This is a genomic window from Streptomyces sp. SID10853 (genome assembly GCF_010548145.1).
Lineage (GTDB): Bacteria > Actinomycetota > Actinomycetes > Streptomycetales > Streptomycetaceae > Streptomyces.
In genome coordinates, this window is the sequence record NZ_JAAGLN010000026.1 from 20934 (window position 1) to 46568 (window position 25635).

Here is a 25635-nt window from a genome sequence, read left to right on the forward strand (position 1 = left end):
ACGATTCATCGCGCCGGTTCACAGAAACCGGCGCCGACCGAGCGACTCTCCGGCGGGGTCGGCCCCGGACCGGGCCGCGCCACGGTCCGTTGCCCCCGTCGCTGCTCCCGCTTCTCTCCGCCCCCCTGCGCGGGGGCCGCTGGTGAGCGCGGTGCGCCCCTCGCGGTTAGCGTTGATCCATGATCGAGTTCGAGCAGGTCGGCAAGGTCTACCCGGACGGCACCGCCGCCGTGGACGATCTGTCGTTCGAAGTCGCGGAGGGCGAGCTCGTCACCCTCGTCGGCCCGTCGGGCTGCGGCAAGACGACCACGATGATGATGGTGAACCGGCTCATCGAACCGACCTCGGGCCGGATCCTGGTGGACGGCAAGGACATCTCCGGCATCGACCCGGTCCGGCTGCGGCGCGGCATCGGCTACGTCATCCAGCAGGTCGGTCTCTTCCCGCACCGTACGGTCCTCGACAACACGGCCACCGTGCCCGCCCTGGTCGGCTGGAAGAAGGCCAGGGCGAGGGAGCGCGCCGCCGAACTCCTCGATCTGGTGGGCCTCGACCCCGGGACCTACGGTTCCCGGTATCCGGCACAGCTGTCCGGTGGCCAGCGGCAGCGGGTCGGAGTGGCCAGAGCGCTCGCCGCCGATCCGCCCGTCCTGCTGATGGACGAACCGTTCGGCGCGGTCGACCCGGTGGTCCGCGAGCGGCTGCAGAACGAGTTCCTCAAGCTCCAGGCTGCGGTGCGCAAGACGGTGCTGCTGGTGACCCATGACATCGAGGAGGCCGTCCGGATGGGCGACCGGATCGCGGTGTACGGGGAGGGGCGGATCGAGCAGTTCGACACCCCGGGAGCGGTGCTCGGTACTCCGGCGACCCCCTATGTGGCCGAGTTCGTGGGAGCCGACCGCGGACTGAAGCGGCTGTCCGTCACCCGGATCGAGACGGACGACCTGGAACAGCCGCCGGTGGCCCGCCTCGACGAGACGGCCGGCACGGTCGCCGGGCGTCTGCGTACGGAAGGGGCACGGTGGGCCGTGGTCCTGCGGCAGGACGGCGGGCTCCACGGCTGGGTGGCCGCGGACTCCCTGCCGGGGGCCGGCGGCACGGTGGGCCCCCTCGCCCGCCGGATGGAGGCGTGGGTTCCGGTGGGGGCACCGCTGAAACAGGCGTTCAGCGAGATGCTGCAGCACGATGCGGGGTGGGTGGCGGTGCTGGACGGGGACCGGTTCCTCGGCGTACTGACCCCGGCGAAACTGCATGAGGCGCTGCGGCGGTCGGTGGACGCGGACGCGCACGGGCTCGCGCGGGACGAGGTGGAGTTCAAGTCCGTCTCGGACGCGTGAACGGGGCCGGGCACACGGTCTGCGCCGATGGACGGCCGGAGCAACGGACGGCCCGGAGCAGACGAGGAACCGTTGAGAGCACTCAGGGCAAGTCAGAGCAGCTCGGAGCAGACTCAGAGCAAGTGTTTCGACTTCAGGTAGTTCCTGGCGACGTCCTCGGGCAGCCGCCGCCAGCTGTCCACCTGTTCGTTGAGCGAGGCCAGGTCCTTGGTGGTCAGTACGGCGTTGAGCCGGTCGAGCGCGCCGGTGACACCCTTGCTCCCGGCGCGTGAGCGGTTGACGACGGGCACGATGGCGTCGGCGTTCTGCAGATGCTTGTCGTCCTGGAGGATGACGAGACCGAAGGCGCCGAGGGTGGCGTCCGTGGTCGTCGTCAGCACCATCTGGTCCTGCCCGTTCTGCACCGCCTGTTTGGCCGGAGTGGTGCCGACACCCTTGGGGTCGATCCCGGTGATGTGAATGCCGTACGTCTTCTTGAGTCCGGGCTCGCAGTAGGGGCGCTGGACGCATTCGTCACCGGCGGCGAGCCGCACCGGGAGCTTGGACGCCCCCAGGTCGCTGAGGGTCTTCAGATGGTGGCGGGCGGCGTAGGCCGTGGTGACCGCGTAGGCGTTCTGGTCGACCGCCCGTCCCGGCTTCAGGACCGTGAGGCCGCGGGGCGCCGCCAGGGCACGCAGGGACTTCATGGTGGCCCCGAGGTCGGGCGAGCCGGCGGGCGGCGCTCCGGAGCCCTTCACCTTGGTGTTGAGCCAGTCAGCGAAGGTGGCGGCGTACTCCGCGACGACGTCGATCTGGCCGCTCTCCAGGGCCGGTTCATAGAGTTCCCTGTTGGTCACGGACAGGATGTCGGTACGGTATCCGGCCCGGTGGAGCAGCAGCGCGTACATCTGGGCGAGCAGATCGCTCTCGGTGAAGCCGGCCGTGCCGATGGTCAGCTGTTTGCTGTCGCCCGGCGGGGCCGTGACCGTTCCGCGGCTCTCCAGTGCGGGTCCGGTGGCGCAGGCCGTGGCTGTCAGCAGGAGCGCGCCGAACAGCAGCCGGGGTCCGGCCCGGCGGGCCCTCACTCCGTACCCCCTCTGGCCCACGCGGGCGCCAGCCGCTGCCCGATCACGAACAGCGCCTCCACCAGCAGCGCGAACACGGCCACCAGCACGGCTCCCGCCACGACCTGCGGTGTGGAGGCGAGGTTGAAGCCGGCGGTGATGATCCGGCCGAGTCCCCCGCCGCCGGCGAGCGCGGCGAGGGTGGCCGTGGCGACGAGCTGGACAGCGGCGATCCGCATACCGGTGAGGATCAAAGGCGACGCAAGCGGCAGTTCCACGTGAAACAGCAGTTGTCGTCCTGTCATACCCATCCCGCGGGCCGCCCTGACCACGTCCTGGTCGACCTCGCGCATCCCGACGTAGGCGTTGGTGAGCAGCGGCGGTACGGCGAAGAGCACCAGCGCGATGATGGTCGGCCAGTCGCCGTGCTTGCCGAGCGGGGTGAGCAGCAGCAGAACGAGGACGGCGAAGGTGGGGACGGCGCGGCCGATGTTGGAGATGTTGACGGCGAGCGCACCGCCTTTGCCGATGTGCCCGAGCACCACGGCGACCGGCAGGGCGATCAGACAGCTCAGCGCGAGACAGACGAGGGTGAGGAAGACGTGCTGGGTGATCCGGTGGGTGATTCCGGCGCTGCCGGACCAGTTGGCGGAGCTGGTGAGCCAGGACCAGGCCGAGGAGAGCGTGTTCACAGGCGGGTCCATGGTGTGAGCAGCCGTTGCACAGCGAGGAGTACGAGGTCGGCGGCGACGGCGATGATCACGCAGAGCACGGATGCGGTCAGCACCTGGGCCTTGAAGTAGCTGTTCATACCGGTGTAGATGAGGTTGCCGAGACCGCCGTATCCGACGATGGCGCCCACCGTGACGAGCGAGACCGCCGAGACGGTGGCGATACGCAGTCCCGCCATCGCGGCGGGCAGCGAGAGCGGAAGCTCGACGGCGAGCAGCAGCCGGATCGGCCCGTACCCCATGCCCCGGGCCGCCTGCCGGGTCTCCTCGGGAACGGCGCGCAGGCCGGCGAGGATGTTGCGTACCAGCAGGGTGAGCGAGTAGAGGACGAGGCCGGCGATCACCAGGGAGGCGGAGAGCCCGTACACCGGCAGGAGCAGCGAGAACATCGCGAGCGAGGGGATCGTGTAGAGCACCGTGGTGACCCCGAGCACCGGACCGGAGGCCCAGCGCCAGCGACGGGCCGCCACCGCGAGGGGCACGGCGAGCAGCAGTCCGACCAGCACGGAGACCGCGGTCAGCTGGAGGTGCTGGAGGACCGCATCCCAGAGGATGGACTTGCGGGTCGACACATAGGCACCACAGATCCACTCATTACGCGCGAGGCAGTCGTGCGGAGGCGCGGTCATCCGTCCATTGGAGTCCGCCACCGGGGGCGATGCCCGTCCTGATGGTCTGTTCGGGTCTGCGGGAGGGGGGGCGCCCCTCTCGGGCATGGCGAGCTCCGGCCCCACCGTGGGCCCGGCCTACCGACAGGTGAGCAGATCTGGTGCGATCAGTACTAGGTTGTGCGGCATGAGCAATCTCGATCGGCAGGCGACCCTCTCCGTCTGCGGCGGCCGCGGCTTCGTCGCGGCCGAGCCGGTACGCGAGCTCCTCAGCCCCCGCAGGGTGCAGCTCGGCGAATCGACCGAAGTGCGCCGACTGCTGCCCAACCTGGGCCGACGCATGGTCGGTGCCTGGGCGTTCGTGGACCACTACGGGCCCGACGACATCGCCGACGAGCCGGGGATGCAGGTCCCGCCGCACCCGCACATGGGCCTCCAGACGGTGAGCTGGCTGCACGAGGGAGAGGTACTGCACCGGGACAGCACGGGGAGCCTGCAGACGGTGCGCCCGGGTGAGCTGGGACTCATGACCTCGGGACGGGCGATCAGCCACTCGGAGGAGAGCCCCGCAGCACATGCCCGCTATCTGCACGGCGCGCAGCTCTGGGTCGCACTGCCGGAGGCCCACCGCACGGTCGAGCCGCACTTCCAGCACCACGCGGACCTGCCGACGGTGCGGGCCCCGGGCTTCACGGCAACGGTCATCCTGGGCGAACTCGACGGAGCCCTCTCCCCCGGCACCACGTACAGCCCGCTGATCGGCGCCGACCTGTCCCTCACGGCAGGAGCGGAGACGGCCCTGCCGCTGGACCCGGACTTCGAGTACGCGGTACTGGCGATGTCGGGAGAGGCATCCGTGGACGGCGTACCGGTCGATCCCGGCTCGATGCTCTATCTCGGCTGCGGACGCACCGAACTGCCCCTTCGCGCAGGGTCGGACGCGGGCCTGATGCTGCTGGGCGGCGAGCCGTTCGCGGAGGAGATCGTCATGTGGTGGAACTTCGTGGCCAGAACTCAGGGCGATATCACGCAGGCCCGGGAGGACTGGATGAACGGTGATCGGTTCGGCACCGTACGTGGCTATGACGGCGCACCGATCCCTGCCCCCGCGTTGCCCCCAGTCCCCTTGAAGCCTCGGGGGCGAGTACGTTGACCTGCGCATCTTCTGGCATTGGGCTGCCCTCGTCCTGGGCGGCTCCGGGGTGGATGACGGCCTCCGCCGAGGTGTGCTAGGAGCGCGACAAGTCCGAGTCCGCAGGAGCCGTGAGCTGCGTGGCGGATCCTGCCGGAACAACGCCTGGTGGTCCGTCTTCGGCAGGAAACAAGCCAAGAACGGCAGGAGACCTGGGCCGCCGGTATACGACGATCTCGTGCGGCGGGACTTCACCGCCACCGGCCCGAACCAGCTGTGGCTGACCGACATCACGGAACACCCCACCGTCCAGGGCATGCTCCCCCTGACGCGAATCAAAGATTCCTGGTCAGGCCGGATCGTCGGCTCCTCAATCGACCGTCGGATGAAAACCCGCTTTGCGGTGAACGCACTGAACAACGCCGTCTCAAGGCGCTGGCACGAGCGGAAGGCGACCTTTCGCATGCTCAGGAAGGGATCAGCGAGCCGGACCGGACACTCTTCTTTGGAGAGGCATCCTTGGCGCACGAGACCGCATGCACTCTGCGAGATCTTGGTGATCACCAGAGGGCAGTCAAAGAGTTTCGGCGCTCCGTACACGCTCGCGGGGCTGCGTTCCGACGCACGCACGTGGTCGCCCTCGGGTACATGGGTGCGAGGCAGATCGCCCAAGGCAGTGTCGAGGAGGCGTGCGCAACGTGGAGCAGCGTCTTGGACGCGATGGAAGACGGGATTCACTCCTGCCGGGCGGATTCAGAGACCTCCCCAGCGACACAACGCCCTCGGCCTACTCATCCATCGACGGCCTACGGGCCGCCGTCGGAGGCAGCTTCACCCGCCCCGCCCGGGCCGACGGCCAGGGGCGTCACACAGCGGGTGGCCCATGGGAGCCTGACGTCCGGTACCGCCACGAAACTGGCCCTCACGGTCGCCGATGGCACCGGAAACCTGAAAGTCGGCTCCGTTGCCTTCACCCCCACGGGAATCGTGGCCACCCTCGGCACGATCGTGGCCAAGGCCAAGGCCACGGCCACGAACGATCCGGACCGGGCGGCGCCCGCGACAGCGTCGCCCTCGTCGTCCGTCTGTGACCGCGGCCCCGTCGGCCCGTCGGCGCGCCTCGTCACGGAACTGCAGCGCCGCGGCCTATCTGGCTCCGGACCCCCAGCGTGGGCCCGGGGCCAGGGTGGTCAGGCGAACGGACCGCCGTCCACAAAGGCGTGTGCGGCGAAACGCTTGCCCATCCGGCGGTACGCGGCGGCGGTGGGATGCAGGCCATCGGGCAGGTCGGCCACCTCGCCGGGCCCGAGCAGTTCGCGTCCGTCGAGATAGTGCAGATGGGGATCGTGCGCCCGCCGGGCCGCCACGATCCGAGCCAGCTCGGCACGTACCAAAGTCAGCGACAAAGCCCCGGCGGTCACGTCCGCCGGGTCACCCAGGGCCGTGATCCTCCCGTCCGCACCCATCACGCCCGGCCCCGGACGCTCCTCGAACGTCGGGCAGCTCACCGGGGAGATCAGCAGCAGCGGGGTCTCCGGGTGCCCCTCGCGGATCGTGTCGAGAAATCCGTGGACCGCCGGGCCGAACGACCGCTGCCGAAAGGTGGCCAGGCCCACAATGTTGATTCCCACCTTGAGGCTGATCAGGTCGGCCGGAAGATCGCGGATCGTCCGGGCGACATAGGGATCCAGCATCTCGTTGCCCGCCTGGCCGAGATTGATCACCTCCACTCCCCCGAGCGTTGCCGCCACCACCGGCCAGGTGCCGGTCGGGCCGTCGGCCTCCAGGCAGTGGCTGATGGAACTGCCGTAGTGCACCCAGCGGCGTCGCCCGTCCGGCAGCGGCGCCAACACCTTGCCGTCGGCCCGCAGGCCCACCAGTTCCGTGGGGGTCTGCTGCGGCAGCCACAGCTCGACCTGCTTCATGCCGGCCGGCAGCCCGCCGAACCGGACAGTCCCCGGTTCGCCCGGGATCAGTCGCTGCTCGGCCCCGGGGCCCGCCATCCGCAGCACATTGCCCAGCGGAGCCTGCTGCCGCCCGAACAGCACGCCGTCCAGCAGGAGTTCCATCATCCCCGTCGGGCGGGGGCGAGGTTCCGTGTCGAGCTGCCCCGTGGAGGTGAGTACGTCCAACTCCACCGCGCGCGCGTCGGTACGGAACACCAGCCGTACGCCCGAGGGCATAAGGGTCACCCCGTAGACCGAGGGATCCTGGTACTGAACCTTCGTCCACGCCGGCAGCCGACGCGGCATCACCCCCGCCTCGGTGGTCTCCAGATCCAGTGCACCCCGTAACTCCACTGGCCCGCCGACCAGCGGCACCGCCTTCATTCCCACCGTCACCGCTCTGCCCCTTACGTCACCTGATGGACCGTCCGGCATAACCATGCCTGGCACCGGCAAACCAACCAGTGGGGAACAACCACGACCAACGCCCCCTTCGCAGCCTAGTGCTGCAACCACATCTGGAGGCTGTGGCCTCGGCGTTTACAGGGGGACGGCCGGGCTCGTGCCTGGCTGCGTGCCCTATTGCGGCTTCTGCGGCGCGGGTACCGATCTGGCGGTTCTCCCGGCGACCGCGGTGCCGGTGTACGGCCGCCGGACGACTTGCTGCCCCCTTGCAGGAAACCGGTGTCGTCACAGATCAGGACACCGTGCGGGTTACAGCACACCTCTCACAACCCGCCTGGGATTCCCTGGGCACCCACTACGAAGACACCCAACTCCTGGAGTTCCTGGTGCTGGTCGGCTGGTACCGAACCATCAGATACCTGCCCAACGGGCTTTTCCTGGAGGAGGAGCCCTGGGGCGTCCCGTTCCCGGCACGGTGAGCCCCTTCAACTTCATGCTGAGCTGGCCAGATGTAGAGCAAGGACAGCTTGGGCGGGGCATCGTTCACGAGTTCATCCAGACAGAGACGCCTGGTTGACTGAGCGACTCGTACGGTCTCCAGGTAGGCTCCATCGCCAACTGAGACATCGTCCTACCTCAACAGCGCACCACAATCAGCCAGTTCCTCGCGAACCGCCCTCCGAAATGCCCGGTGATCCGTCACCGCGGCCGATCACCCGAGGGCCGACGCGAAACCTGGCACGTTTGTCCAAACACAGGAGGTTTCCATGGCCAAGGGCTACTGGGTCAGCGCCTACCGCACCATTTCCGACCCCGAGAAGCTAGCCGCCTACAACAAGCTGGCCGGTCCGGCCGTCCAGGCCGAGGGCGGGCGGACGCTCGCCCGCGGCGGTCGGGTTGTCGCCCACGACGCCGGAATCGCCGAGCGCACCGTCCTGGTCGAGTTCGACACCTTCGAACAGGCGGTCGCAGCACACGAGAGCGCGGCCTACCAGGAGGCTCTGGCCGCCCTTTCCGACGGCGTCGAGCGCGACTTCCGCATCATCGAAGGCATCGACTGACCGGCGCACTGACTTTCAGGCCGGCCTGGCGGCCCCGCTGGCCTCGTCGGCGAGTGCGCATGCACAAGTGCCCGAGAAGACCTCACTCACACTCCTATCCTCCATTGCGGGCCAAGCCTTAGCCTCGCTGCCGGGCCTCCATCGTCACAGCCAGTGCGAAAAGCAACTGCCTGTCGACGGAATCCTCGTGCACGGTCAGGCGATACCAGTCGTCGAACACCTTGGGCTTGTCGATGCTGAACACCGGCTCGCCGTCCCGCGAGAAGTCGAAGTGGTATTTCACGAAGGCCCCCGCGATCTCTCCGACCGTGTCGAAGAGCGTCAGCAGCCGCCGGGCCCGCGCAGTCGCGACGCTGCGCTCCCTTCCGATGAGCCTGCCGAGGCCGGGTTGCTCGAACTCCCAGGTCGTACGGTCGACCGACTTCTTCGGCAGCACCGCGAATGAGCCCAGCAGACGGCCCTCATGATCGAACGCCTCGTAGCCGGTCAGTGCGGCGAGCCAGCCTTTCGAGCTCTCCCGGACGGTCACCAGCTTCTCGCTGCGCCGCTCGTCGGTATAGATGTCCAGCTCGTCGGACATCTTCAGCTGCTTCTCGGCGTAGCCGAGCGGCTTGCCCGGTTTCCCCTTCCCATCGTCTGCGGAGATCCGGTACTTGCGCTTGAGACCGAGCGAGGTCTTGCGTACGTGGTAGATCGAAGTCGGCACGCTGCACAGGATATTCGGCCCTGCTACGACACCGATACCGACAAGCGGGTTTCCGCCGGCACACGGCCGTTGAAGCACCCTGGTCCGGTGCCGGTGCCACCGGAAGTCAACGCTGCGAGCCCACACAGCAGATGGGGGTCCTGTGGCCGATCGCCGGTGCCGCCTTCTCCCCCGGCCGGGTCCGACTTCGCCCCAGCTCCGCGCTATCACGCCCGGAAACCGCACCGCCTCATCCAACCGCTGCTGATCTGCTGAAATGCGACTGCGCCGAGATCATGTCCCTTCGCCTGCGGGTCGGCGGACTACGATGAGGGAATGGTCGGCACGATTGATTTGCGCACCGAGATCCGGGAGTTTTTGAGGTCACGTCGCTCCCGTATCACTCCCGATAAGGCGGGTCTGCCCGCCTACGGTGGCAACCGCCGCGTCAAGGGTCTGCGTCGCGAGGAAGTAGCGCTGCTCGCAGGAGTGTCGGTTGACTACTACGTGCGTATGGAGCGCGGCGCCCTGGCCGGTACCTCCGAGGGCGTGCTCGACGCGTTGGCCTCGGTCCTCCAACTCGACGACGCGGAGCGCGATCACCTGTTTCACCTCGCGCGCCAGTCCGGGGCACCCAGCAGTCGACGCCGCCGCAAGCCCGCAACGACGGTGCGCCCGGCGCTGCAACAAGTGCTCGACGCCATGACCGATGCACCGGCGTGGATCCGCAACGGCCGCCACGACGTGCTCGCCACGAATCAACTTGGCCGAGCCCTGTATTCACCGGTGCTGGCAGACCCGCGACGCCCCGCCAACATCGCGCGGTTCGTGTACCTGAATCCCGACGCAGCCAAGACGTTCTTCGTCGACTACGAGCAGATCACGCGAAATGCGGCAGCGATACTACGCATGGAGGTCGGCCGCGATCCGCACCACGAGGAACTCGTCGCCCTTGTTGCCGAATTGTCAGCGTGCAGTGAGCTATTCCGGCGGCAGTGGGCATCTCAGGACGTGCGGCTGCACGGATACGGAAGCAAGCGCGTCAACCATCCAGTAGTCGGCCGGCTCGACCTGGACTTCGAGTCCATGGATCTGCCCACCGACCCTGGCCTGCATTTGAATGTCTACACCGCGCCCTCGGAGGGGCCGGCCGCTGACAATCTGGCCCTGTTGGCGTCATGGGCGGCCAGCGAGAAACCTTGGCAACCGATCTTCTAGCACCTGGCGGATACCCCAATCCCCCCTCAGCCTGTGCGCGTCAGGGATCACAATGCCGACGAGAATCCGCCAAACCAGGGCGACGACGTCAGCCACTGAAGGGTGGTCGCCATCAGCGGCCAAGAGAAGAGTTCCCGCGCCGGACAAGACCGGCATCGGCACTCCGGTGCACTCCGACAGACTGAGACAACCCACGACTGACTGAGCCTTTTCCAACCTGACGGTGCTGGCCGCGTGTTGGACGGATCTGCGGAACGACGAAGCTCCCGGTAGACGGGTTCTCGACCAAGATCGCCCGCAGCCACCAGGAGCTTCGCGTGCTTGTCTACCCGTCGTCGATCGACCTGTCCAGTCGTACCCTGCGGTGCCTGACCGGACGAGTCGCTGTCCGGCGAGGGGAGATCGGGACCCGATGGCGGCGTCTGACCGCTGGCCGTCAGGCTCTCCTCGCCTTGGCCCATCTGCGATGCGGCGACACGTACGCCCAACTCGCCGCCGGGTTCGGTATCGGCATCGCGACCGTATACCGCTACATACGCGAGGCCGTCGAGGTTCTGGCTGGCCTCGCGCCACCCTGGCCGAGGTCATGCAGATCGCACGAACCAAGGCGTTCGTCATCCTGGACGGTACCCTGCTGCCGATCGACCGGATCGCCGCCGACACTCCGTACTACTCGGGCAAACACAAACGTCACGGCATGAACATCCAGGTCCTCACCGATCCCTTCGGCCGACTGCTGTGGGCCTCGCCCGCACTCCCGGGCTCCACCCACGACCTGACCGCCGCACGCGCCCACGGCATCGTCGAAGCACTCACCGACGCCGACCTCAAGTGCTGGGCCGACAAGGCATATCAAGGTGCTGGTGGCTCCATCCGGGTGCCCTTCCGGGGTCGCCGGCTCAAGCGGTGGCAGCGTCGGCACAACAGCACGCACGCCAAGATCCGCTGCCTCGGCGAGCAGGCCATGGCCACCCTGAAGGGCTGGCGCCTCCTGCGGAAGCTCCGCTGCAGCACCAACCGCATCACAGCGATCGTCCAGGCCGTCCTCGTCCTTCATCACGCGTCAGCATGAGGTTGGAAAAGGCTCACTGACTGACTGACTGACTGGCTGTACGAACGCACGCGGATCTGGCGCTCGACTTCATCGAAGCGCACCACACTGGATACGTCCGTCCCCCAGCTAGGACTTGCTCACCCGATCAAGTGACTGTCTGGCCGATGGCTCGCTGTGCCAGGCAGGGCGGGGTGACCTGACGGATGCGGAGTGGAAACGCCTGCGGCCGTTCCTGCCGGTCAGCAACGGGCGTTGTGGCCGGTGTCGGGATCACCGGCAGGCTCCACCTGAGCGCCGACGGCCGCTGCCGTCCGCTGTCCCTGGCCGTCGGCGGCGGACAGCTGGCGGACTGAGCCCAGTTCGAGACGGTGCTCCGCTACAGCCCTGCAGTGAAACCCGTGATCGCCCGGACTGGCCCTGAGGGAGGCTCTCGCAGTACCTGTATCAACAGGGCCTCGCCGACATCCCGGAAGGCTGCCTAACCTCTGTACCGGCTCCCGGCTCCCGGCTCCCGGGTAAACACGCAATTGGTGAGAGCCAGACAGCCGATACCGCAGGAGCATCTCTCATGCAACGAGAAAGGCAGCAAGTGGTAGACAACCCCTTCACAACGCATGCAGAACTTTTCGATCTGCGTGGGAAGCGCGCGCTCGTCACCGGTGGCACCAGAGGCATCGGGATGATGATCGCGCGTGGCCTTCTCCAGGCGGGTGTCCGCGTGGTCATCAGCTCACGCAACGCAGAAGCGTGTGCTCTGGCGCAGGAACAGCTGTCCAAATTCGGTGAGGTGCGGGCCATCCCCGCCGACCTGTCCCGCCACGACGAGTGCCGGCGACTGTCCGACCTCGTCATCGCCGACTCGGAGCGTCTCGACATCCTCGTCAACAACGCGGGCGCCATGTGGGACGAGCCGCTGGCGACGTTCCCAGACGCGGCCTGGGACACAGTCGTCGACCTCAACCTGAAGTCGCCGTTCTGGCTGGTCCAGGCGCTGCTTCCCGCGCTTCGCAGGACGGGCACCGTCGACGATCCCGCGCGGATCATCAACATCGGCAGCATCGCCGCCATTCACATCCCCCAGCGGCCCAACTACTCGTACTCCAGCAGCAAGGCCGCACTGCATCAACTCACCAGAGTGCTCGCCAAGGAACTAGGACCGCAGCACGTCACCGTGAACGCCGTGGCGCCGGGACCGTTCCCGTCGGCGATGATGGCTGCAACCCTCGATGAGTTGGGCGAGGCGATCGCAGCGTCGGCCCCACTACGCCGGATCGGCCGCGACGACGACATGGCGGGTGTCGCCGTGTTCCTCGCCAGCCGGGCAGGCGCGTACCTGACGGGCGCCGTGATCCCCGTCGACGGCGGCATCGCCACAACCGCGTAGGCCGCCTAGGTGCTGTCCGGCGGAGCATGTGTCCTTCCGAGCAGTCGCTCGTTTGTCGGGGCGTCGGTCAGGAGGGACCTGACGAATCGCGAGTGGTCGATACTGGAGGCGCATCTGCCTCCACCGGGTGGCGAGGGTGGCCGGTGAAACGACCACCACACCGTGATCAACGCAAAGGTGTGTCGGATCCGGACTGGCGTCCCACGGCATGACCTGCAAGAACGCGGCCCGACCTGCAAGATCCACCTTGCTGGCCCATGCGGCTGCCGCCCCATGGCCCTCCTGCTCACGCCTGGCCAGTGGGGCGACGCAGAGGCAGAGAAGGCGGCCAGATCAACAGCTGACCGTGCGCAGAAAGTGATCGGCGTCTTCCGGCTCGCCCAGTCGGCCTGTCTCCAGCCAGGAACCGTCGGCGAAGCGGATCCGGAAGGTGGCGTACCCACGCGGCTGGCCCGCCTCGCCCTCGATACGGGCCTGGTCGAGGGGGAATTCCATGACGCTCCGGAAGTCGTCGGCCTTGGTCGGGGACAGCCGCCGGCGGGGGGACGCTGCCACGCAGATGCGGTCATGGGCCAGCATGACCAGGCGCTTGGGGTTGGGCGAGTGGCCGTACCAGCGCAACAGCAGTTGGCCGGCGGTCAGGTTCCAGTCTCCGTCGAAGACGCCGTTGGTCGGGTCCTGCTCTCGGTCGTTCTCAGGGGAGCGGTCACGGCTGGAACGCCGTGTGTCGGACGGAGTTGACGGCGGTTCGGAACGGCGGCCGCGTCTCTGTCCCGACAGCAGTTGCTCCAGCGTGCGGCCGAGTTTGTCGATCAGCATCATCGGCACGATCACGAAGAAGAACACAACGGCCCCGGCGTACAACAGCCAATGGTGGCGCGGTTTCAGACGTCCCTTGCCTGCTGCACGGTGAACGTCCTTGGGCGGTGCGGGAATGGGCTTGTGGATCTCGCACCAGACCAGGGCGACGGGTTCCTCGCCCAGGATCTTCCGGGCCCGCCGCTGCACCTTGCGCTTCGCCATGCCGAAGATCTTAGTGCTGCTCCGCAGGGCTTCTTGCAGGGTTGTTGCTCAGAGTCCGGCTTCCGACACACCTGGGGCTGCGCCCCTGGCTCGCCGTCCCCGAGAATCCGCCACCGCTCCCCCGCCGGCCCGGGAATCGGTCCGCTCGCCCGGCCCGGCCCCGGCCGCCGAGTACCTCCCCTCCCCCGCCCACGTCCATGCCCGCGCCCCGATCCGAGCGGCAGTCTCCCCCCTTCGTATCGGACCGCTCAGCACAGTCCAGCCTTTTCACCAGGAACCGCCCCCCGCCGATGCAGCGTCCACTCCTGAGACAAGGGGCGCTCGAAGGCAAGAAGCGTCCAAGGCCGTCCAGGGTGCGCAGGGGGGCAGCAGGGTGGTTGCGTTGTTGCTACTGGCAGGTCTCACCGCGCTCGGGTTCGGCACTCATGAGGCCGTGGTCCAGTACCGCCTCGGACGCGAGGGTATCCGCGTCCAGGGCCTGGTGGTCCGTCACCGCGTGAACTTCGGGAAGGACGGCCCTGTCCACTTCGCGATAGTCGAATTCGTCGATGTGCAGGGCAGTCGGCATACGTTCCAGTCCGGGTCATCCGGAGTCAGGGGGCTTCCCGTGGGCGGCGGGGTCCCGGTGCGCTACCTTCCCGGCAACGCCCCCAAGAGCGCGCGAATCGACCTCGCCAGGAGGCGTGTCAAGGATGTCGCGTTCTCTCTCGCGCTCGGCACTCTGTTCTCCGCCATCGGAATCTGGATGCTCGCCGGCGGCCGTTGAGCCGGTTCCTCGGAGCGGGCGTTCGCCACCCTGCGGCCGCACCCTCGACGGCGAGAGCAATGCCTTCGCGCGCCTCAGGTCCCGCAAGCGCGCCCCGCCCAGCGGCGCGGACAGCCGGACAGGCCAGACAGCCGGACAGGCCGGATCACGGCTCCGTTCCCAGGTCCGCCAAGATGACTGTTTGTGCAAGAAACTCGATGGCATCTTGCACAAATGAACTTACAGAGGCACGGTGTTGGCCATCGCGCCGTCACTGAGGCGCGCTCGATGACGGGAGACGCCTTGTCCGCGAGAACGACCCCGATCCCTGCATCCCTGCGACGGAGCCTGTACGCCCTGACGGCGGCCACCGCACTCGCCCTCGGCGGGCTCGCAGGTCCGTCCGCCGCGGCGGCGGGCACCCCCGTTCCCGCACAGAGCGCGGGAACCACCGGCGCTTCGGGGAGCACCTACCCGAACCTTGCCCCGACCCCGCCCATGGGCTGGAACAACTGGTCCTACTACGGCTGTGACATCGACGAAACCACCGTCCTGTCCAACGCCCGCGCCCTGGTCTCCTCCGGTCTCGCCGCGAAGGGCTACGACACGGTCACCACCGACGACTGCTGGATGACACACAGCAGGAACGCCGACGGCGACCTGGTCCCCGACCCCGACCGCTTCCCGCACGGCATGGCCTACGTCGGCCGGCAACTGCACGCGATGGGGCTGAAGTTCGGTATCTACGAGGACGCAGGTACCTCCACCTGCGGCGGATACCCCGGCTCGTACGGTCACATCAAGCAGGACGCCGACCTCTTCGCCAAGTGGCGCGTCGACTATCTGAAGCTCGACGGCTGCAACGTGCCCGAGAGTACCGGCCGGACACCCGACGAGGTCTACCACTCGCTCTACAGCGACATGAGCACCGCTCTCCTGCAGACCGGCAGGCCCATCACCTTCTCCGTCTCAGCCCCCGCGTACTTCGAGGGCGAGAAGGACTGGCACGACGTCATCGGCTGGTCGGCCCAGGTGGGCAATCTGTGGCGGGAGGGCGCCGACATCGCGATGGAACCGGCATCGGCCAGTTCCAAGTGGTCTTCGATCAAGTACAACTACGGCTACAACGTGCCGCTCGCCGACCTGCAGAGCCCCGGCCGCTGGAACGACCCGGACTTCCTGCTCGCGGGCCAGTCGCGGCTGACCGGCGACGAGATCCGCAGCCAGATGTCCCTGTGGTCGGTGATGGCCGCACCACTGATCTCCAGTACCGACCTCACCAAGGCGTCCACTGACGCCCTGTCCGTTCTCGGTAACCGTGACGTCATCGCGGTCGACCAGGATCCGACAGGTCTGCAGGGCCGCATCGTCCAGCAGGGCGACGGCTACGACGTGCTGTCGAAGAAGCTCCGCGGCGGCGACAGGGCCGTGGCACTCTTCAACTCGTCGGACCAGGCGCGGACCATCACGACCACGGCGGCCAAGGCCGGGCTCCCGAAGGGCTCCTCCTATCTGCTGAAGGACCTCTGGTCGAAGCGGACCACACAGTCCACGGGCACCATCGCGGCGAATGTCCCCGCCCACGGCACCGTCCTGTACCGGATACATGCCGGGCAGGCGCACAAGGTGCCGCCGGCCACCGCGATCACCTGGAAGCGGACGGGGGGCGAGGGGACGTCCTCGACCTGGCAGGTCAGTCTGGCCGACCACGGCCCCGGGGCGCTGTCCGCGACCGCACTCGAAGTCGACGTGCCGCAGGGCTGGTCGGTCAGCCCGTCGAAGGCACGGCTCGGCCGTATCGCCCCCGGCCGCTCGGCCGCAGCGGACTTCACGGTGAAGGGCCCGGAGGCGAAGCCGGGAACGACGACCGTCACGCTGAGCGCGACCGCCCGGTACCGGGCGGGATCCGCAGGCGAGTCCCGTACGACAGGACAGGGTTCCGTCGTGTCGGTCGTGCCCTATCCCGCTCTGGCCGACGCTTTCAACAATGTCGGTGTCAGCAGCGAGGACGCCCCGCCGGCGGACGGCAACTACACGCTGGGCAATTTCGACGGCGACGGTGACAGCTACTCCGCCCAGGCGCTGGCCGGCGCGGGTGTGACACCGGGAGGCACGGTCACCAAGGACGGCGTCAGCTGGGAGTTCCCGAAGGCAGCCCCCGGCGCACCGGACAACGTGACCGCAGCGGGTCAGGTGGTCAACATGGCGGGCAGCGGGACGAAGCTCTGGTTCCTGGGCGCCGAGGCAGGTTCCGCAGAGGGCAAGGTGACCGTCACGTACACCGACGGCACCACCAGCAGCGGCGACCTCGGGCTGCCCAACTGGTGCTGCACGGCGGGCACCGAGTACGGCGCCACGACGGTCGCCACGACCGATCACCGCAACACACCGCAGGGGCCCGCCAACTTCGGCGGCGGCTACAAGCTGTTCGGGAACTCCGTACCGCTCGACGCGGGCAAGACCATCCGCACGGTGACGCTCCCGGACGAGGACGCCCTGCACATCTTCGCCATCACGGCACAGTAGGCAGATCAGCGAGACGCCCGGCTGGGGTTGCCCAGTCGGGCGTTTTGCGTTCCATGGCCGTCGAGTCCGGCGGGTCCGGCCGCGTCTGTGTCGACGCCGACGCCGGCCGCGGCGGGCCGGCCTTTGCTGACGCTGATCCGGCGAGCCGAGGACGTCCACGTCGTCCCGCGCACCGGCCGGCCGACGGAGCCCGCCCCGGCAGCCTCTCGCGAATCAACACGGCCGACCCCGTGCACACCCCTTGCCAGCACCAGATAGTACGTGTTCGGATTATCTCTGTCGGGTGACGCACCGCCAGTGCATCACCGCAGTTCAGCGCGTTTTCGTTGGGCCAGGGGCGGCCGTCCTGCATGCCAGGTGCGAGCCGTTCCGTACGTAACCGCCGCGCTGGAGCGGCCGACGTTCCCGACTGCCAGACGCATCCTCACGCCCGGGAGGGTTCTCTCGTGTTCGATCTCTCGTCCGTCGATCTGCTCGACGCGTTCACCCGTGAACTTCAGCTCTGCAAACTCACGTCCACCGAGCATGTCGTCGTCCTCTCCGAGCCGGGCAGCCGGGGTGATTACGTCGCGGCCGCGTTCGGGGCGGCCAAGGCGTGCGGTGCCCATGTCATCGCGGCCACCGTGCCCGGTGGCACCCCCGCGCCCATGCCCAGCACGCACACCGGTGCCGGCCCCGGTCTGACGTCCGTACTCAACGACACGACGGCCCAGGAGCTGCTCAAGTCCGCCGATCTCGTGGTCGACCTGACCCGCGAAGGCTTCATCCACGCCCCCGTACAGCAGGAGATCCTCAAGGCCGGTACCCGCATCATCTTCGTCTGCGACGCGCCCGACGTCCTGATCCGCAACCTCCCGAAGGAGGAGGACAAGGCGCAGGTGCTGCAAGGAGTCGACCTGCTGAAGCGGTCGTCCGTCATGCGTGTCACGTCCAAGGCCGGCACCGATCTCACCGTCCGGCTCAGCGGCTCCCACCCCGAGTTCCAGTGCGGCTTCGCCGACGACCCGGGCCGCTGGGACCACTGGCCCAGCACGATGGTGCTGTGCTGGCCCGAGATCTCCGACGGCCGGATCGTGCTCGCGGAGGGCGACATCCTCCTGCCGTTCAAGGAGTACGTCCGCACCCCCGTCACCCTGGAGATCTCCGGCGGCCACATCGAGAAGGTCACCGGCGGCGCCGAGGCCGAGCTGCTCAACACCTTCTTCGACGACGCACGGGACGAGTGGGCGCGCAGCCTCTCCCACATGGGATGGGGCCTGATGCGCACGGCCGACTGGTTCGCCACCGCCATGTACGGCAAGGACGAGCTGATGGGCATGGACGCCCGGGCCTTCGCGGGCAACTTCCTGTGGTCCACCGGCCCGCACCCGGTTCTGGGGCGCGAGTCCTACGCGCACCTCGACATCGCGATGCGCGGCTGCTCCGTCTCGGTCGACGGTACGGACACCGTCGTGAACGGCAAGCTCGCCGGCGACGAGTGAGGCGACCACTGCGGCGACCAGCACGGCGACCAGCAAGCGGCGGTCACCTGCCGTCACCCGTTCAACGTCTTGGAGGAAGTCAGTGGCGTCCAGCCAGTCGTACGAAGTCATCGTCGCCGGAGGCGGCCTCGGGGGTCTGACCGCCGCGCTGGCCCTGCGCCACCGCGGCCTGCGGGTCACCGTCCTCGAACAGGCGGCCCGGCTGGGTGAGGTCGGCGCGGGCATCCAGACCGCACCCAACGCCAGCCGGATCCTGCTCGGACTCGGCCTGCGCCGCCAGTTGGAGGCCATCCGCACCGAGCCGCTCGACCAGGTGAGGCGACGGTGGAAGGACGGCAGCATCGTCGGTCTCACGCCCCTCGGCCAGTTCTGCAAGGACCGGTTCAACGCCCCCTACTGGCACTACCACCGGGCCGATCTGCACCGGGTACTCATGGACGCCTGTCTGGACCCCGCGGGTCCGGGGCCGGTCGTGGAGATCCACACCGCGAGCCGGGTCGTCGAGGCCGACCGTACGGACCCCGCGCGTCCCGTGGCTGTCACCGAGGACGGCCGGCGGTACGCGTGCGATGTCCTGATCGGCGCCGACGGCGTCCGGTCGCGAGTACGCGAGCTGATGGACGTCCCCGACACCCTGCAGTTCTCCGGCGAGATGGCGTTCCGCGCCCTGATCCCCGGTGACCTGATCGCCGCCGACCCGTCCACGCGCTGGCTGGTGGACCGCTACCAGAGCACCATCTGGTACGGCCCGGACCGGCATCTCGTCCACTACATGATCCGCGGCGGCGAGTATCTGAACATCGTCGCGTGTGTGCCGTGCACCGACGAGGTCGCCGAGAAGTGGGCCGTGTCCGCCACCGCACAGGACCTGGTGGCCGCGTTCCCCGGCTGGGACGACCGGGTCCCGGCCATGCTGTCCAAGGCCAAGGAGGACGTCACCTGCTTCGCCCTCTACCACCGCCGCCGTGACCCGGTGTGGATGGACGGCCGGGTGGCCCTGCTCGGCGATGCCTGCCACGCCATGCTCCCCTACCAGGCGCAGGGCGCCTCCCAGGCGATGGAGGACGCGGCGGTACTCGCCGAAGAACTGGGCTCCGTCACCCGCTCAGGGATCGACGGTGCGCTGCGCCGTTACGTCGACCGGCGCGCCAAGCACGCCGGGATGGTGCAGGACGCCTCTCTGCGGAACAAGACCTTCTACCACTTCCCCGACGGGCCCGACCAGCAGGCCAGGGACGCCAAGCTCAGGAATTTCAGCGGGGAGTCCGACCTGTCCTACGACTGGCTGTGGAGCGGCACCCCGCTCAGCGACCCCGATCTGGGGGCGTTCTCCTACCAGTTCGCCCGCTGACCCCGCGCGCAGCCACTCGCCGCCACTCCTTCGCCACTTCTCCACTCTCCAACAGGCAGCCACGAACGAACACAGGAGCACTCGATGCCCCCGCCGGGCCAGGCCCGGTGTCCGCGATGGTGCGGGACGTCCCCCGTGAACACCCACCATGGAGCGAACGTGAAAACAGGCGATCAGATCGTCCAGAACCTCCCCTGGCGCTGGGGAGTCCAAGGCAGGATCTTCATCATCGGTGGCCTCGGCTACCTGTTCGACGCGTACGACATCGCGCTCAACGGCTTCCTGATGCCGCTGCTGGGCGAACACTTCGGCCTCTCGCTGATTCAGCGCGGGCTCGTCGCCACGGCGAATCTGGTCGGGATGGCCGTAGGTGCGGTGGCCTGGGGCGCGGTCGCGGACCGTATCGGCCGCAAGAAGGCGTTCAGCGTCACACTGCTCGTCTTCGGGCTGTTCTCGGTGCTGGGGGCGCTCTCCCCCGACTACCCGGCCTTCCTCGGTCTGCGGTTCCTGGCCGGCGCCGGGCTCGGCGGCTGTATCCCGGTGGACTACGCCCTGGTGGGCGAGTTCTCGCCGAAGAAGTACCGCGGACGGGTCCTCACCGCCCTCGATGTGTGGTGGCCGATCGGTGTGACACTGTGCGGCCTGGTGTCGACGGCCATGCTGACGCTCGACGACAACTGGCGCTGGATGCTCGCCACGATGAGCCTGCCCGCGCTGCTGCTGTTCTTCGTACGGCGTGGCGTTCCCGAGTCGCCGATCTACCTCTCGAAGAGGGGCCGGGAGGCCGAGGCCCGTACCGTCATCGACGACCTGGTGGCCCGCACCGGTGCCCCCGTGGAGCCGTACGTCATCCCCGCACCGGCCGAGGACACGGGGGCGAAGGGACTGCGGGCGGCGGCCGAACAGCTGTGCAGGCTCTGGACGTTCAGCCCGCGCATCACATCGGCGGCCTGGCTGCTGTTCGTCACCGTGATGCTCGTGTACTACGCGGCGCTGAGCTGGATGCCTTCGATCCTCCGCGACGAGGGCCTGGGCGACACCGCCGCGTTCATGAGCACCACCGTGATGAGCGGTGTCGGCATCGTCGGCGTACTGGTCTCCACCGCGCTGGTGGACCTGATCGGCCGCAAGTGGCTCATCGGAGTCTCGGCGCCGCTCGCCTCGCTCGCCCTCGTGGTGTTCGCGCTCGTGATGGACATGCCGACCGGGTCCGTGGTGGCGATCGCGGCCTTCGGACTGCTGATGCAGCTGACCATCCCGGTCCTGTACGCCTACGTGTCCGAGCTGTACCCGACGCGTCTGCGGGCCAGCGGCTTCGGATGGGCCTCCTCGGTCAGCCGGGCCGCCACCGGGTTCGCCCCTCTGCTGTTCGGCTCGGTGATGTGGCCGGCGCTCGGGCTGCCCCTGACCTTCGGGGTGCTGGGACTTGCCGTACTCGTCTCCGTCGTATGGATGGCGTTCGCGGCTCCCGAGACCAAGGGCCGGGCCCTGGACGACGCGGACGAGGCGGGCGCGCAGCCCGCACCGGTCACCGCATCCGCACCCGAGAACGCGGCCGCCTGACGGCTGCCGTCCGGGCCCGGCGTACGGCGCCCCCTCGCACGAACAGGAGAGACATGAAGCCCGCCCCCTTCCGTTACCACCGGGCCCGCGACACCGAGGGCGCCACCCGGCTACTGGCCGAGCTCGGTGACGACGCCAAGGTCATCGCCGGCGGCCAGAGCCTGGTCGCGATGATGAACTTCCGGCTGGCCAGGCCCGCGCATCTCGTCGATATCGGCGGCCTGCGGGAACTGGCCGGGATCCGCAGGGATGGTGACGGCGCCCTGCACATCGGCGCGCTCACCACGCACCACGCCGTGGAAACGGCCCCGGTGGACACGCTGGGGCCGGGTTACGAGGTCATCAGGGAGGCCATGGGGTGGATCGGCCATCTGCCGATCCGTACCCGGGGCACGGCCGGCGGCAGCATCGCGCACGCCGACTCCACCGCCGAGTGGTGTCTGCTCGCTGTGGTGCTGGGCGCCGAGTTGGTGGCCAGGGGGCCGCGCGGGCAGCGCCGTATCCCGGCCGGGGAGTTCTTCCTCGGCTACTACACGAACGCGCTCGACCCGGACGAACTGCTCGTCGAGATCGTCTTCCCACGTCCCGCCCCCCATGCCGCGCTCACCGAATTCGCCGAACGGCGGGGTGACTTCGCGATCGTGGCCGCCGCCGTCGACCTCGATCCGGGCGGGCCCGGCGTGCGCGGCGGACGGGTCGCACTCGGTGGCGTGGCGTCGCTTCCGGTACGAGTGCCGGAAGCGGAGGCGGTGCTGGCCGGCGGCGGGACCTTCACCGAGTGCGCCGCGGCGGCAGCGGCCGCCGTCGAGCCGCCGGGGGACGCGAACAGCAGTACGCAGTACCGCAAACAGCTCATCCGCACGCTGGTCGAGCGCGCCTGCGAGGAGGCGGCATCCCGATGAAGAACGTCCCGGAGAAGAACGGAAAGAGTGAAGCACCGAGGAACGGCGCACCGATGGCAGACCCCCGTCTGATCGGCAGGTCGGTCGCCCGCCGCGAGGACCCCCGGCTGCTGTCCGGGCGCGGCCGGTTCGTCGACGACATCCAGCTGCCCGGCATGCTGCACGCGCAGTTCGTGCGGAGCACCGTCGCACACGGCCTGATCACCTCGATCGACCTGTCCGCGGTGCGGGAGGTGCCGGGTGTGGTCGCCGCGTACACCGCGGAGGATCTGCCGCTCGGCGACATCACCGCCCTGCTCGGGCGCCCGCCGCACGAGTTCGTCCCCACCGCGATGCCCGTACTCGCCCGTGACCGGGTCCGTTACGTGGGTGAGCCCCTGGCCGTCGTCGTGGCACGCGACGCGTACGCCGCCGAGGACGGTCTTGCGGCGGCCAGGGTCGGTTACGAGACGCTGGCACCCCTCACATCGGAGGAACAGGCACTGGCGCCCGGTGCGGTGCTGGTCCACGACGAGGCCGCGCACAACACCCTCGTGGACGTCTCGCTGTTCGCCACGGACGGCATCGACGGCATCTTCGACGACGCCCCCTGCGTCGTACAGGTATCCACCAGGACCGGCCGGCAGAACGCGCTGCCGCTGGAGACGCGCGGTGCCGTGGCCCACTGGGACGACCGCGAGGAGCAGCTCGTCCTGCAGACCTGCACCCAGGTCCCGCACCAGGTGCGCACGGTGGCCTCCCGCTCCCTGGGGCTCGACGAACACAAGGTCCGCGTGATCGTGCCGGACATGGGTGGGGGCTTCGGTCTCAAGTGCGCGGTCGGGCGCGAGGAGATCGCCGCGGCGGCCGCGGCGCTGCGGCTGGGCAGGCCGGTGAAGTGGATCGAGGACCGCAAGGACGCGCTGTCCGCTTCGTTCCTCGCCCGCGAACAGCACTACGAGGTACGGGCGGCGTTCGACGAGCAGGGCACGATCCTCGGCCTTGACGCCGATGTGGTGTGCGACATGGGGGCGTACTCCTGCTACCCGTTCACCGCCGGTATCGAGCCGCTGATGGCGGCCGCGGAGATGCCCGGTGTCTACAAGGTGCCGGCCTACCGGGTGCGCGGGCGGGCCGTCACCACCAACAAGGCGCCCACCGCGCCGTACCGGGGTGTCAGCCGGCCGCAGTACGTGATGGTCGTGGAGCGGCTCTTCGAGCGTGCCGCACGCGAACTGGACCTCGACCCCGTCGAGATCCGCCGCCGCAACGTCATCACCGACTTCCCGTACACGGGCGTGAACGGCATCACCTACGACCCGGGCTCCTACCTGGAGGCGCTGGATCTGTGCGAGCGGTCGGTCAGGGACGAGGGCTGGTACGAGCGGCAGGCCGCGGCTGCAGCCGAGGGGCGCCACATCGGCATCGGCTACTCGTGTTTCAGCGAACGCACCGGTTACGGGTCCACCGCCTTCGCGCAGCGCAAGATGGCGGTCGTTCCCGGCTTCGACATCTCCGAGGTCCGCATGGACACCAGTGGCGCGGTGACCGTCACCACCGGCACCATGAGCCACGGGCAGAGCCATGAGACGACGATGGCGCAGATCGTCGCCGACGAACTCGGCCTGGATATCGCCAAGGTCCGCATCCATCAGGGCGACACCGAACGCATCACGTACGGCTGGGGCACTTTCGCCAGCCGGTCCATCACGGTGGGCGGCAGCGCGGTACGGCTGGCCGCGGCAAAGCTCGGCGACAAGCTGTGCCGGATCGCGGCGGCCCACTGGGACATCACCCCGGAGGAGACCGAACTCGACCGCGCACGGGTGCGCCGCAAGGACGACCACTCCGCCGTGCTCGGTTACGAGCAACTGGCCGACATCGCGTATCTCAGGGCGCATCTGCTGCCCAAGGACGTGGAGCCGGGGCTGACGGCCACCGCCACCTTCGACGTCTTCAACGACGGCACGTTCTCGAATGCCGCACACGGCGTCGTCGTGGAACTGCACGAAGGCACCGGCCAGGTGGAGATCCTGCGGTACATCTGCGTCGAGGACGTCGGCGTCGCGATCAACCCGCAGGTGGTGGAGGGCCAGTGCCGGGGCGGCATCGCCCAGGGCATCGCGGGCGCGCTCTTCGAGCAGGTGACGTACGACGGGCAGGGCGAGCCGTCCGCCACCAGCTTCATGGACTACAAGGTGCCCACCGCGCAGGAGATCCCGGATGTGACGATCCATCACCTCTCGACGCCCTGCGCGTTCACGGAGACCGGGGCCAAGGGCGCGGGCGAAGGCGGCACGATCGGCGCACCCGCCGCCGTGCTCAACGCCGTCAACGACGGCCTGCGTGCGACCGGCATCGAACTCGACCACACCCCGATCACACCCGGCACGGTGCACAGCGCACTGCGGGGGAATCCGGAGAACGTCTCATGACAAGCACCGATCAGCGGGATCTCCATCTGCTGACCCTCGACGTCAACGGCGAGCGGCACGAGGTCATCACCGAGGCGCGCCGCACACTGGTCGATGTGCTCCGCCACGACCTGCGGCTGACCGGGGCGCACGTCGGCTGCGAACACGGCATCTGCGGCGCCTGCACCGTGCTGGTCGACGGCCGGCCCGTACGCGCGTGTCTGATGTTCGCGGCGCAGGCCGAGGGCACCGAGATCCGCACCGTGGAATCCCTGTCGGGCGGTGCGGACGGGCGTGAACTGAACGATCTGCAGCAGGCGTTCAGCGAACACCACGCGTTGCAGTGCGGCTTCTGCACGCCCGGATTCCTGATGCTCGCCGAGGGTTTCCTCGCCGAGCGGCCCGACGCGACCAGGGATGAGATCCGCGAGGTCGTCGCCGCCAACCTGTGCCGGTGCACCGGCTACCAGACCATCGTCGAAGCGATCGACGGCTGCGCCACCGCCCGGCGCCGCGAGAAGGAGAACTGATGCAGCTCACCAACACCGTTCCGGTCAAAGCCCCGCCGGACGAGGTCTTCGCCCTGATGAACGACGTCGAAAGGGTCGCGTCGTGTATGCCGGGCGCCGCCATCGAAGGGCAGGAAGGCGACTCCTGGCACGGCAAGGTGAAGGTCAAGGTCGGCCCGATCACCGCCGCGTACGCGGGGACGGTCCGGTTCCTGGAGGTCGACGCAGGACGGCGGCTGCTGCGGGTCCAGGCGCGGGGCGCGGACACACACGGCAGCGGCGACGCGGAGGCCGCGGCCACGATCGTGGTGGAGGAGGCACCGGACGGCGCTCTGTTGCGGCTGTCCACGGACCTCGTCATCCGGGGGAAGATCGCCCAGTTCGGCAAGGGCGCCATCGGTGCGGTGTCGGACCGGATCCTCCAGCAGTTCGCGAGGAATCTCGGCAGCCTGCTCGACCAGGACCGCGGCCAGGGGGCCGCCGCTGCGGTGTCGCCCGCCGCGAACGCCCCGATGCAGGCGGGCCAGGACTCGACCGC

At 68.7% G+C, this 25635-nt stretch carries 21 protein-coding genes and 4 pseudogenes; 19 read left to right on the forward strand and 6 right to left on the reverse strand.

What is annotated here, in order from left to right; translation table 11 throughout:
* Nucleotides 1–179 precede the first annotated feature (179 nt).
* Nucleotides 180–1337 (forward strand): betaine/proline/choline family ABC transporter ATP-binding protein, encoded by a 1158-nt coding sequence (locus G3I19_RS08135; RefSeq protein WP_164261281.1) that lies wholly within the window; start codon nucleotides 180–182, stop codon nucleotides 1335–1337.
* Nucleotides 1338–1450: 113 nt separating this feature from the next.
* Here the strand turns inward: G3I19_RS08135 and G3I19_RS08140 are convergent, their stop codons facing one another.
* Genes G3I19_RS08140 through G3I19_RS08150 form a run of 3 tightly spaced genes read right to left on the reverse strand, consistent with a single transcriptional unit; the run spans nucleotide 1451 to nucleotide 3740 of the window.
* Complete coding sequence (locus tag G3I19_RS08140; protein ID WP_164261284.1) at nucleotides 1451–2401, reverse strand: ABC transporter substrate-binding protein; 951 nt, start codon at nucleotides 2399–2401, stop codon at nucleotides 1451–1453.
* A complete protein-coding gene (locus G3I19_RS08145) occupies nucleotides 2398–3072 on the reverse strand; it encodes an ABC transporter permease subunit (protein ID WP_164261341.1) in 675 nt (224 codons plus the stop codon). Before G3I19_RS08145 ends, G3I19_RS08140 begins: the two co-directional genes overlap by 4 nt.
* Nucleotides 3069–3740 carry an ABC transporter permease gene (locus G3I19_RS08150; RefSeq protein ID WP_164261285.1) on the reverse strand — a complete coding sequence of 224 codons (672 nt, stop codon included), beginning with the start codon at nucleotides 3738–3740 and terminating at the stop codon, nucleotides 3069–3071. Before G3I19_RS08150 ends, G3I19_RS08145 begins: the two co-directional genes overlap by 4 nt.
* 166 nt (nucleotides 3741–3906) lie before the next feature.
* Between G3I19_RS08150 and G3I19_RS08155 the strand changes: the two genes are divergently transcribed.
* From G3I19_RS08155 to G3I19_RS37335, 3 genes and pseudogenes are all read left to right on the forward strand, one after another.
* A complete protein-coding gene (locus G3I19_RS08155) occupies nucleotides 3907–4872 on the forward strand; it encodes a pirin family protein (RefSeq protein WP_164261289.1) in 966 nt (321 codons plus the stop codon).
* 130 nt (nucleotides 4873–5002) lie between these two features.
* Nucleotides 5003–5278: pseudogene (locus G3I19_RS37330) on the forward strand (IS3 family transposase); the annotation flags it as partial.
* Between the two features lie 319 nt (nucleotides 5279–5597).
* A pseudogene (locus tag G3I19_RS37335) lies at nucleotides 5598–5862 on the forward strand (hypothetical protein); the annotation flags it as partial.
* 179 nt (nucleotides 5863–6041) lie between these two features.
* On the opposite strand, the gene G3I19_RS08160 reads toward G3I19_RS37335, so the two are convergent.
* Entirely contained in the window at nucleotides 6042–7181 is a 1140-nt protein-coding gene (locus tag G3I19_RS08160) for a GDSL-type esterase/lipase family protein (protein ID WP_164261344.1), read from the reverse strand.
* A gap of 323 nt (nucleotides 7182–7504) precedes the next feature.
* Between G3I19_RS08160 and G3I19_RS08165 the strand changes: the two genes are divergently transcribed.
* Entirely contained in the window at nucleotides 7505–7681 is a 177-nt protein-coding gene (locus G3I19_RS08165) for a hypothetical protein (RefSeq protein ID WP_239074063.1), read from the forward strand.
* 288 nt (nucleotides 7682–7969) lie between these two features.
* Nucleotides 7970–8263 carry a DUF1330 domain-containing protein gene (locus G3I19_RS08170; RefSeq protein WP_164261292.1) on the forward strand — a complete coding sequence of 98 codons (294 nt, stop codon included), beginning with the start codon at nucleotides 7970–7972 and terminating at the stop codon, nucleotides 8261–8263.
* A 118-nt stretch (nucleotides 8264–8381) separates the two neighbouring features.
* Here the strand turns inward: G3I19_RS08170 and G3I19_RS08175 are convergent, their stop codons facing one another.
* Nucleotides 8382–8969, reverse strand: coding sequence for a hypothetical protein (locus tag G3I19_RS08175; RefSeq protein WP_164261294.1), 588 nt, complete (start codon nucleotides 8967–8969; stop codon nucleotides 8382–8384).
* A 315-nt stretch (nucleotides 8970–9284) separates the two neighbouring features.
* Between G3I19_RS08175 and G3I19_RS08180 the strand changes: the two genes are divergently transcribed.
* The 4 genes and pseudogenes from G3I19_RS08180 to G3I19_RS08195 all read left to right on the forward strand — a co-directional run.
* Nucleotides 9285–10166, forward strand: a complete 882-nt coding sequence (locus tag G3I19_RS08180) for a helix-turn-helix transcriptional regulator (RefSeq protein WP_164261297.1) — start codon at nucleotides 9285–9287, stop codon at nucleotides 10164–10166.
* 317 nt (nucleotides 10167–10483) lie between these two features.
* Nucleotides 10484–11238: pseudogene (locus tag G3I19_RS08185) on the forward strand (transposase family protein).
* Between the two features lie 571 nt (nucleotides 11239–11809).
* Nucleotides 11810–12604, forward strand: a complete 795-nt coding sequence (locus G3I19_RS08190; protein ID WP_164261346.1) for an SDR family oxidoreductase — start codon at nucleotides 11810–11812, stop codon at nucleotides 12602–12604.
* A 12-nt stretch (nucleotides 12605–12616) separates the two neighbouring features.
* Nucleotides 12617–12913: pseudogene (locus G3I19_RS08195) on the forward strand (hypothetical protein); the annotation flags it as partial.
* Between the two features lie 24 nt (nucleotides 12914–12937).
* Here G3I19_RS08195 and G3I19_RS08200 read toward each other — a convergent pair.
* Nucleotides 12938–13627, reverse strand: a complete 690-nt coding sequence (locus tag G3I19_RS08200) for a hypothetical protein (RefSeq protein WP_164261299.1) — start codon at nucleotides 13625–13627, stop codon at nucleotides 12938–12940.
* A 382-nt stretch (nucleotides 13628–14009) separates the two neighbouring features.
* On the opposite strand from G3I19_RS08200, the gene G3I19_RS38230 reads away from it, so the two are divergent.
* The 9 genes from G3I19_RS38230 to G3I19_RS08245 all read left to right on the forward strand — a co-directional run.
* The gene (locus G3I19_RS38230; RefSeq protein WP_164261302.1) at nucleotides 14010–14393 is read left to right on the forward strand and encodes a DUF3592 domain-containing protein; all 384 of its coding nucleotides are present in this window, start codon (nucleotides 14010–14012) and stop codon (nucleotides 14391–14393) included.
* Between the two features lie 282 nt (nucleotides 14394–14675).
* Nucleotides 14676–16898, forward strand: coding sequence for an NEW3 domain-containing protein (locus G3I19_RS08210; RefSeq protein ID WP_239074064.1), 2223 nt, complete (start codon nucleotides 14676–14678; stop codon nucleotides 16896–16898).
* Between the two features lie 446 nt (nucleotides 16899–17344).
* Nucleotides 17345–18379 carry a hypothetical protein gene (locus G3I19_RS08215; protein ID WP_164261308.1) on the forward strand — a complete coding sequence of 345 codons (1035 nt, stop codon included), beginning with the start codon at nucleotides 17345–17347 and terminating at the stop codon, nucleotides 18377–18379.
* A gap of 82 nt (nucleotides 18380–18461) precedes the next feature.
* On the forward strand, nucleotides 18462–19730 hold the full coding sequence (locus tag G3I19_RS08220; RefSeq protein WP_164261311.1) for an FAD-dependent monooxygenase: 1269 nt from the start codon (nucleotides 18462–18464) through the stop codon (nucleotides 19728–19730).
* A 159-nt stretch (nucleotides 19731–19889) separates the two neighbouring features.
* Nucleotides 19890–21293, forward strand: a complete 1404-nt coding sequence (locus tag G3I19_RS08225) for an MFS transporter (RefSeq protein WP_164261315.1) — start codon at nucleotides 19890–19892, stop codon at nucleotides 21291–21293.
* 53 nt (nucleotides 21294–21346) lie between these two features.
* A complete protein-coding gene (locus G3I19_RS08230) occupies nucleotides 21347–22195 on the forward strand; it encodes an FAD binding domain-containing protein (RefSeq protein WP_164261318.1) in 849 nt (282 codons plus the stop codon).
* Between the two features lie 53 nt (nucleotides 22196–22248).
* Complete coding sequence (locus G3I19_RS08235; protein ID WP_164261321.1) at nucleotides 22249–24609, forward strand: xanthine dehydrogenase family protein molybdopterin-binding subunit; 2361 nt, start codon at nucleotides 22249–22251, stop codon at nucleotides 24607–24609.
* On the forward strand, nucleotides 24606–25118 hold the full coding sequence (locus tag G3I19_RS08240; protein ID WP_164261324.1) for a (2Fe-2S)-binding protein: 513 nt from the start codon (nucleotides 24606–24608) through the stop codon (nucleotides 25116–25118). The genes G3I19_RS08235 and G3I19_RS08240 overlap by 4 nt, the downstream gene beginning before the upstream one ends.
* The coding region (locus tag G3I19_RS08245; protein WP_164261327.1) for an SRPBCC family protein at nucleotides 25118–25635 on the forward strand (518 nt) is incomplete at its 3' end. The genes G3I19_RS08240 and G3I19_RS08245, both read left to right, overlap by 1 nt.

What these genes read in the sequence shown, in the direction of transcription:
- G3I19_RS08235 (WP_164261321.1), top strand. Translation starts at nt 22,249, where the DNA reads ATGGCAGACCCCCGTCTGATCGGCAGGTCGGTCGCCCGCCGCGAGGAC.
- G3I19_RS08155 (WP_164261289.1), top strand. Translation starts at nt 3,907, where the DNA reads ATGAGCAATCTCGATCGGCAGGCGACCCTCTCCGTCTGCGGCGGCCGC.
- G3I19_RS08160 (WP_164261344.1), bottom strand. Translation starts at nt 7,181, where the DNA reads ATGAAGGCGGTGCCGCTGGTCGGCGGGCCAGTGGAGTTACGGGGTGCA.
- G3I19_RS08200 (WP_164261299.1), bottom strand. Translation starts at nt 13,627, where the DNA reads ATGGCGAAGCGCAAGGTGCAGCGGCGGGCCCGGAAGATCCTGGGCGAG.
- G3I19_RS08180 (WP_164261297.1), top strand. Translation starts at nt 9,285, where the DNA reads ATGGTCGGCACGATTGATTTGCGCACCGAGATCCGGGAGTTTTTGAGG.
- G3I19_RS08240 (WP_164261324.1), top strand. Translation starts at nt 24,606, where the DNA reads ATGACAAGCACCGATCAGCGGGATCTCCATCTGCTGACCCTCGACGTC.
- G3I19_RS08135 (WP_164261281.1), top strand. Translation starts at nt 180, where the DNA reads ATGATCGAGTTCGAGCAGGTCGGCAAGGTCTACCCGGACGGCACCGCC.
- G3I19_RS08170 (WP_164261292.1), top strand. Translation starts at nt 7,970, where the DNA reads ATGGCCAAGGGCTACTGGGTCAGCGCCTACCGCACCATTTCCGACCCC.
- G3I19_RS08150 (WP_164261285.1), bottom strand. Translation starts at nt 3,740, where the DNA reads ATGACCGCGCCTCCGCACGACTGCCTCGCGCGTAATGAGTGGATCTGT.
- G3I19_RS08230 (WP_164261318.1), top strand. Translation starts at nt 21,347, where the DNA reads ATGAAGCCCGCCCCCTTCCGTTACCACCGGGCCCGCGACACCGAGGGC.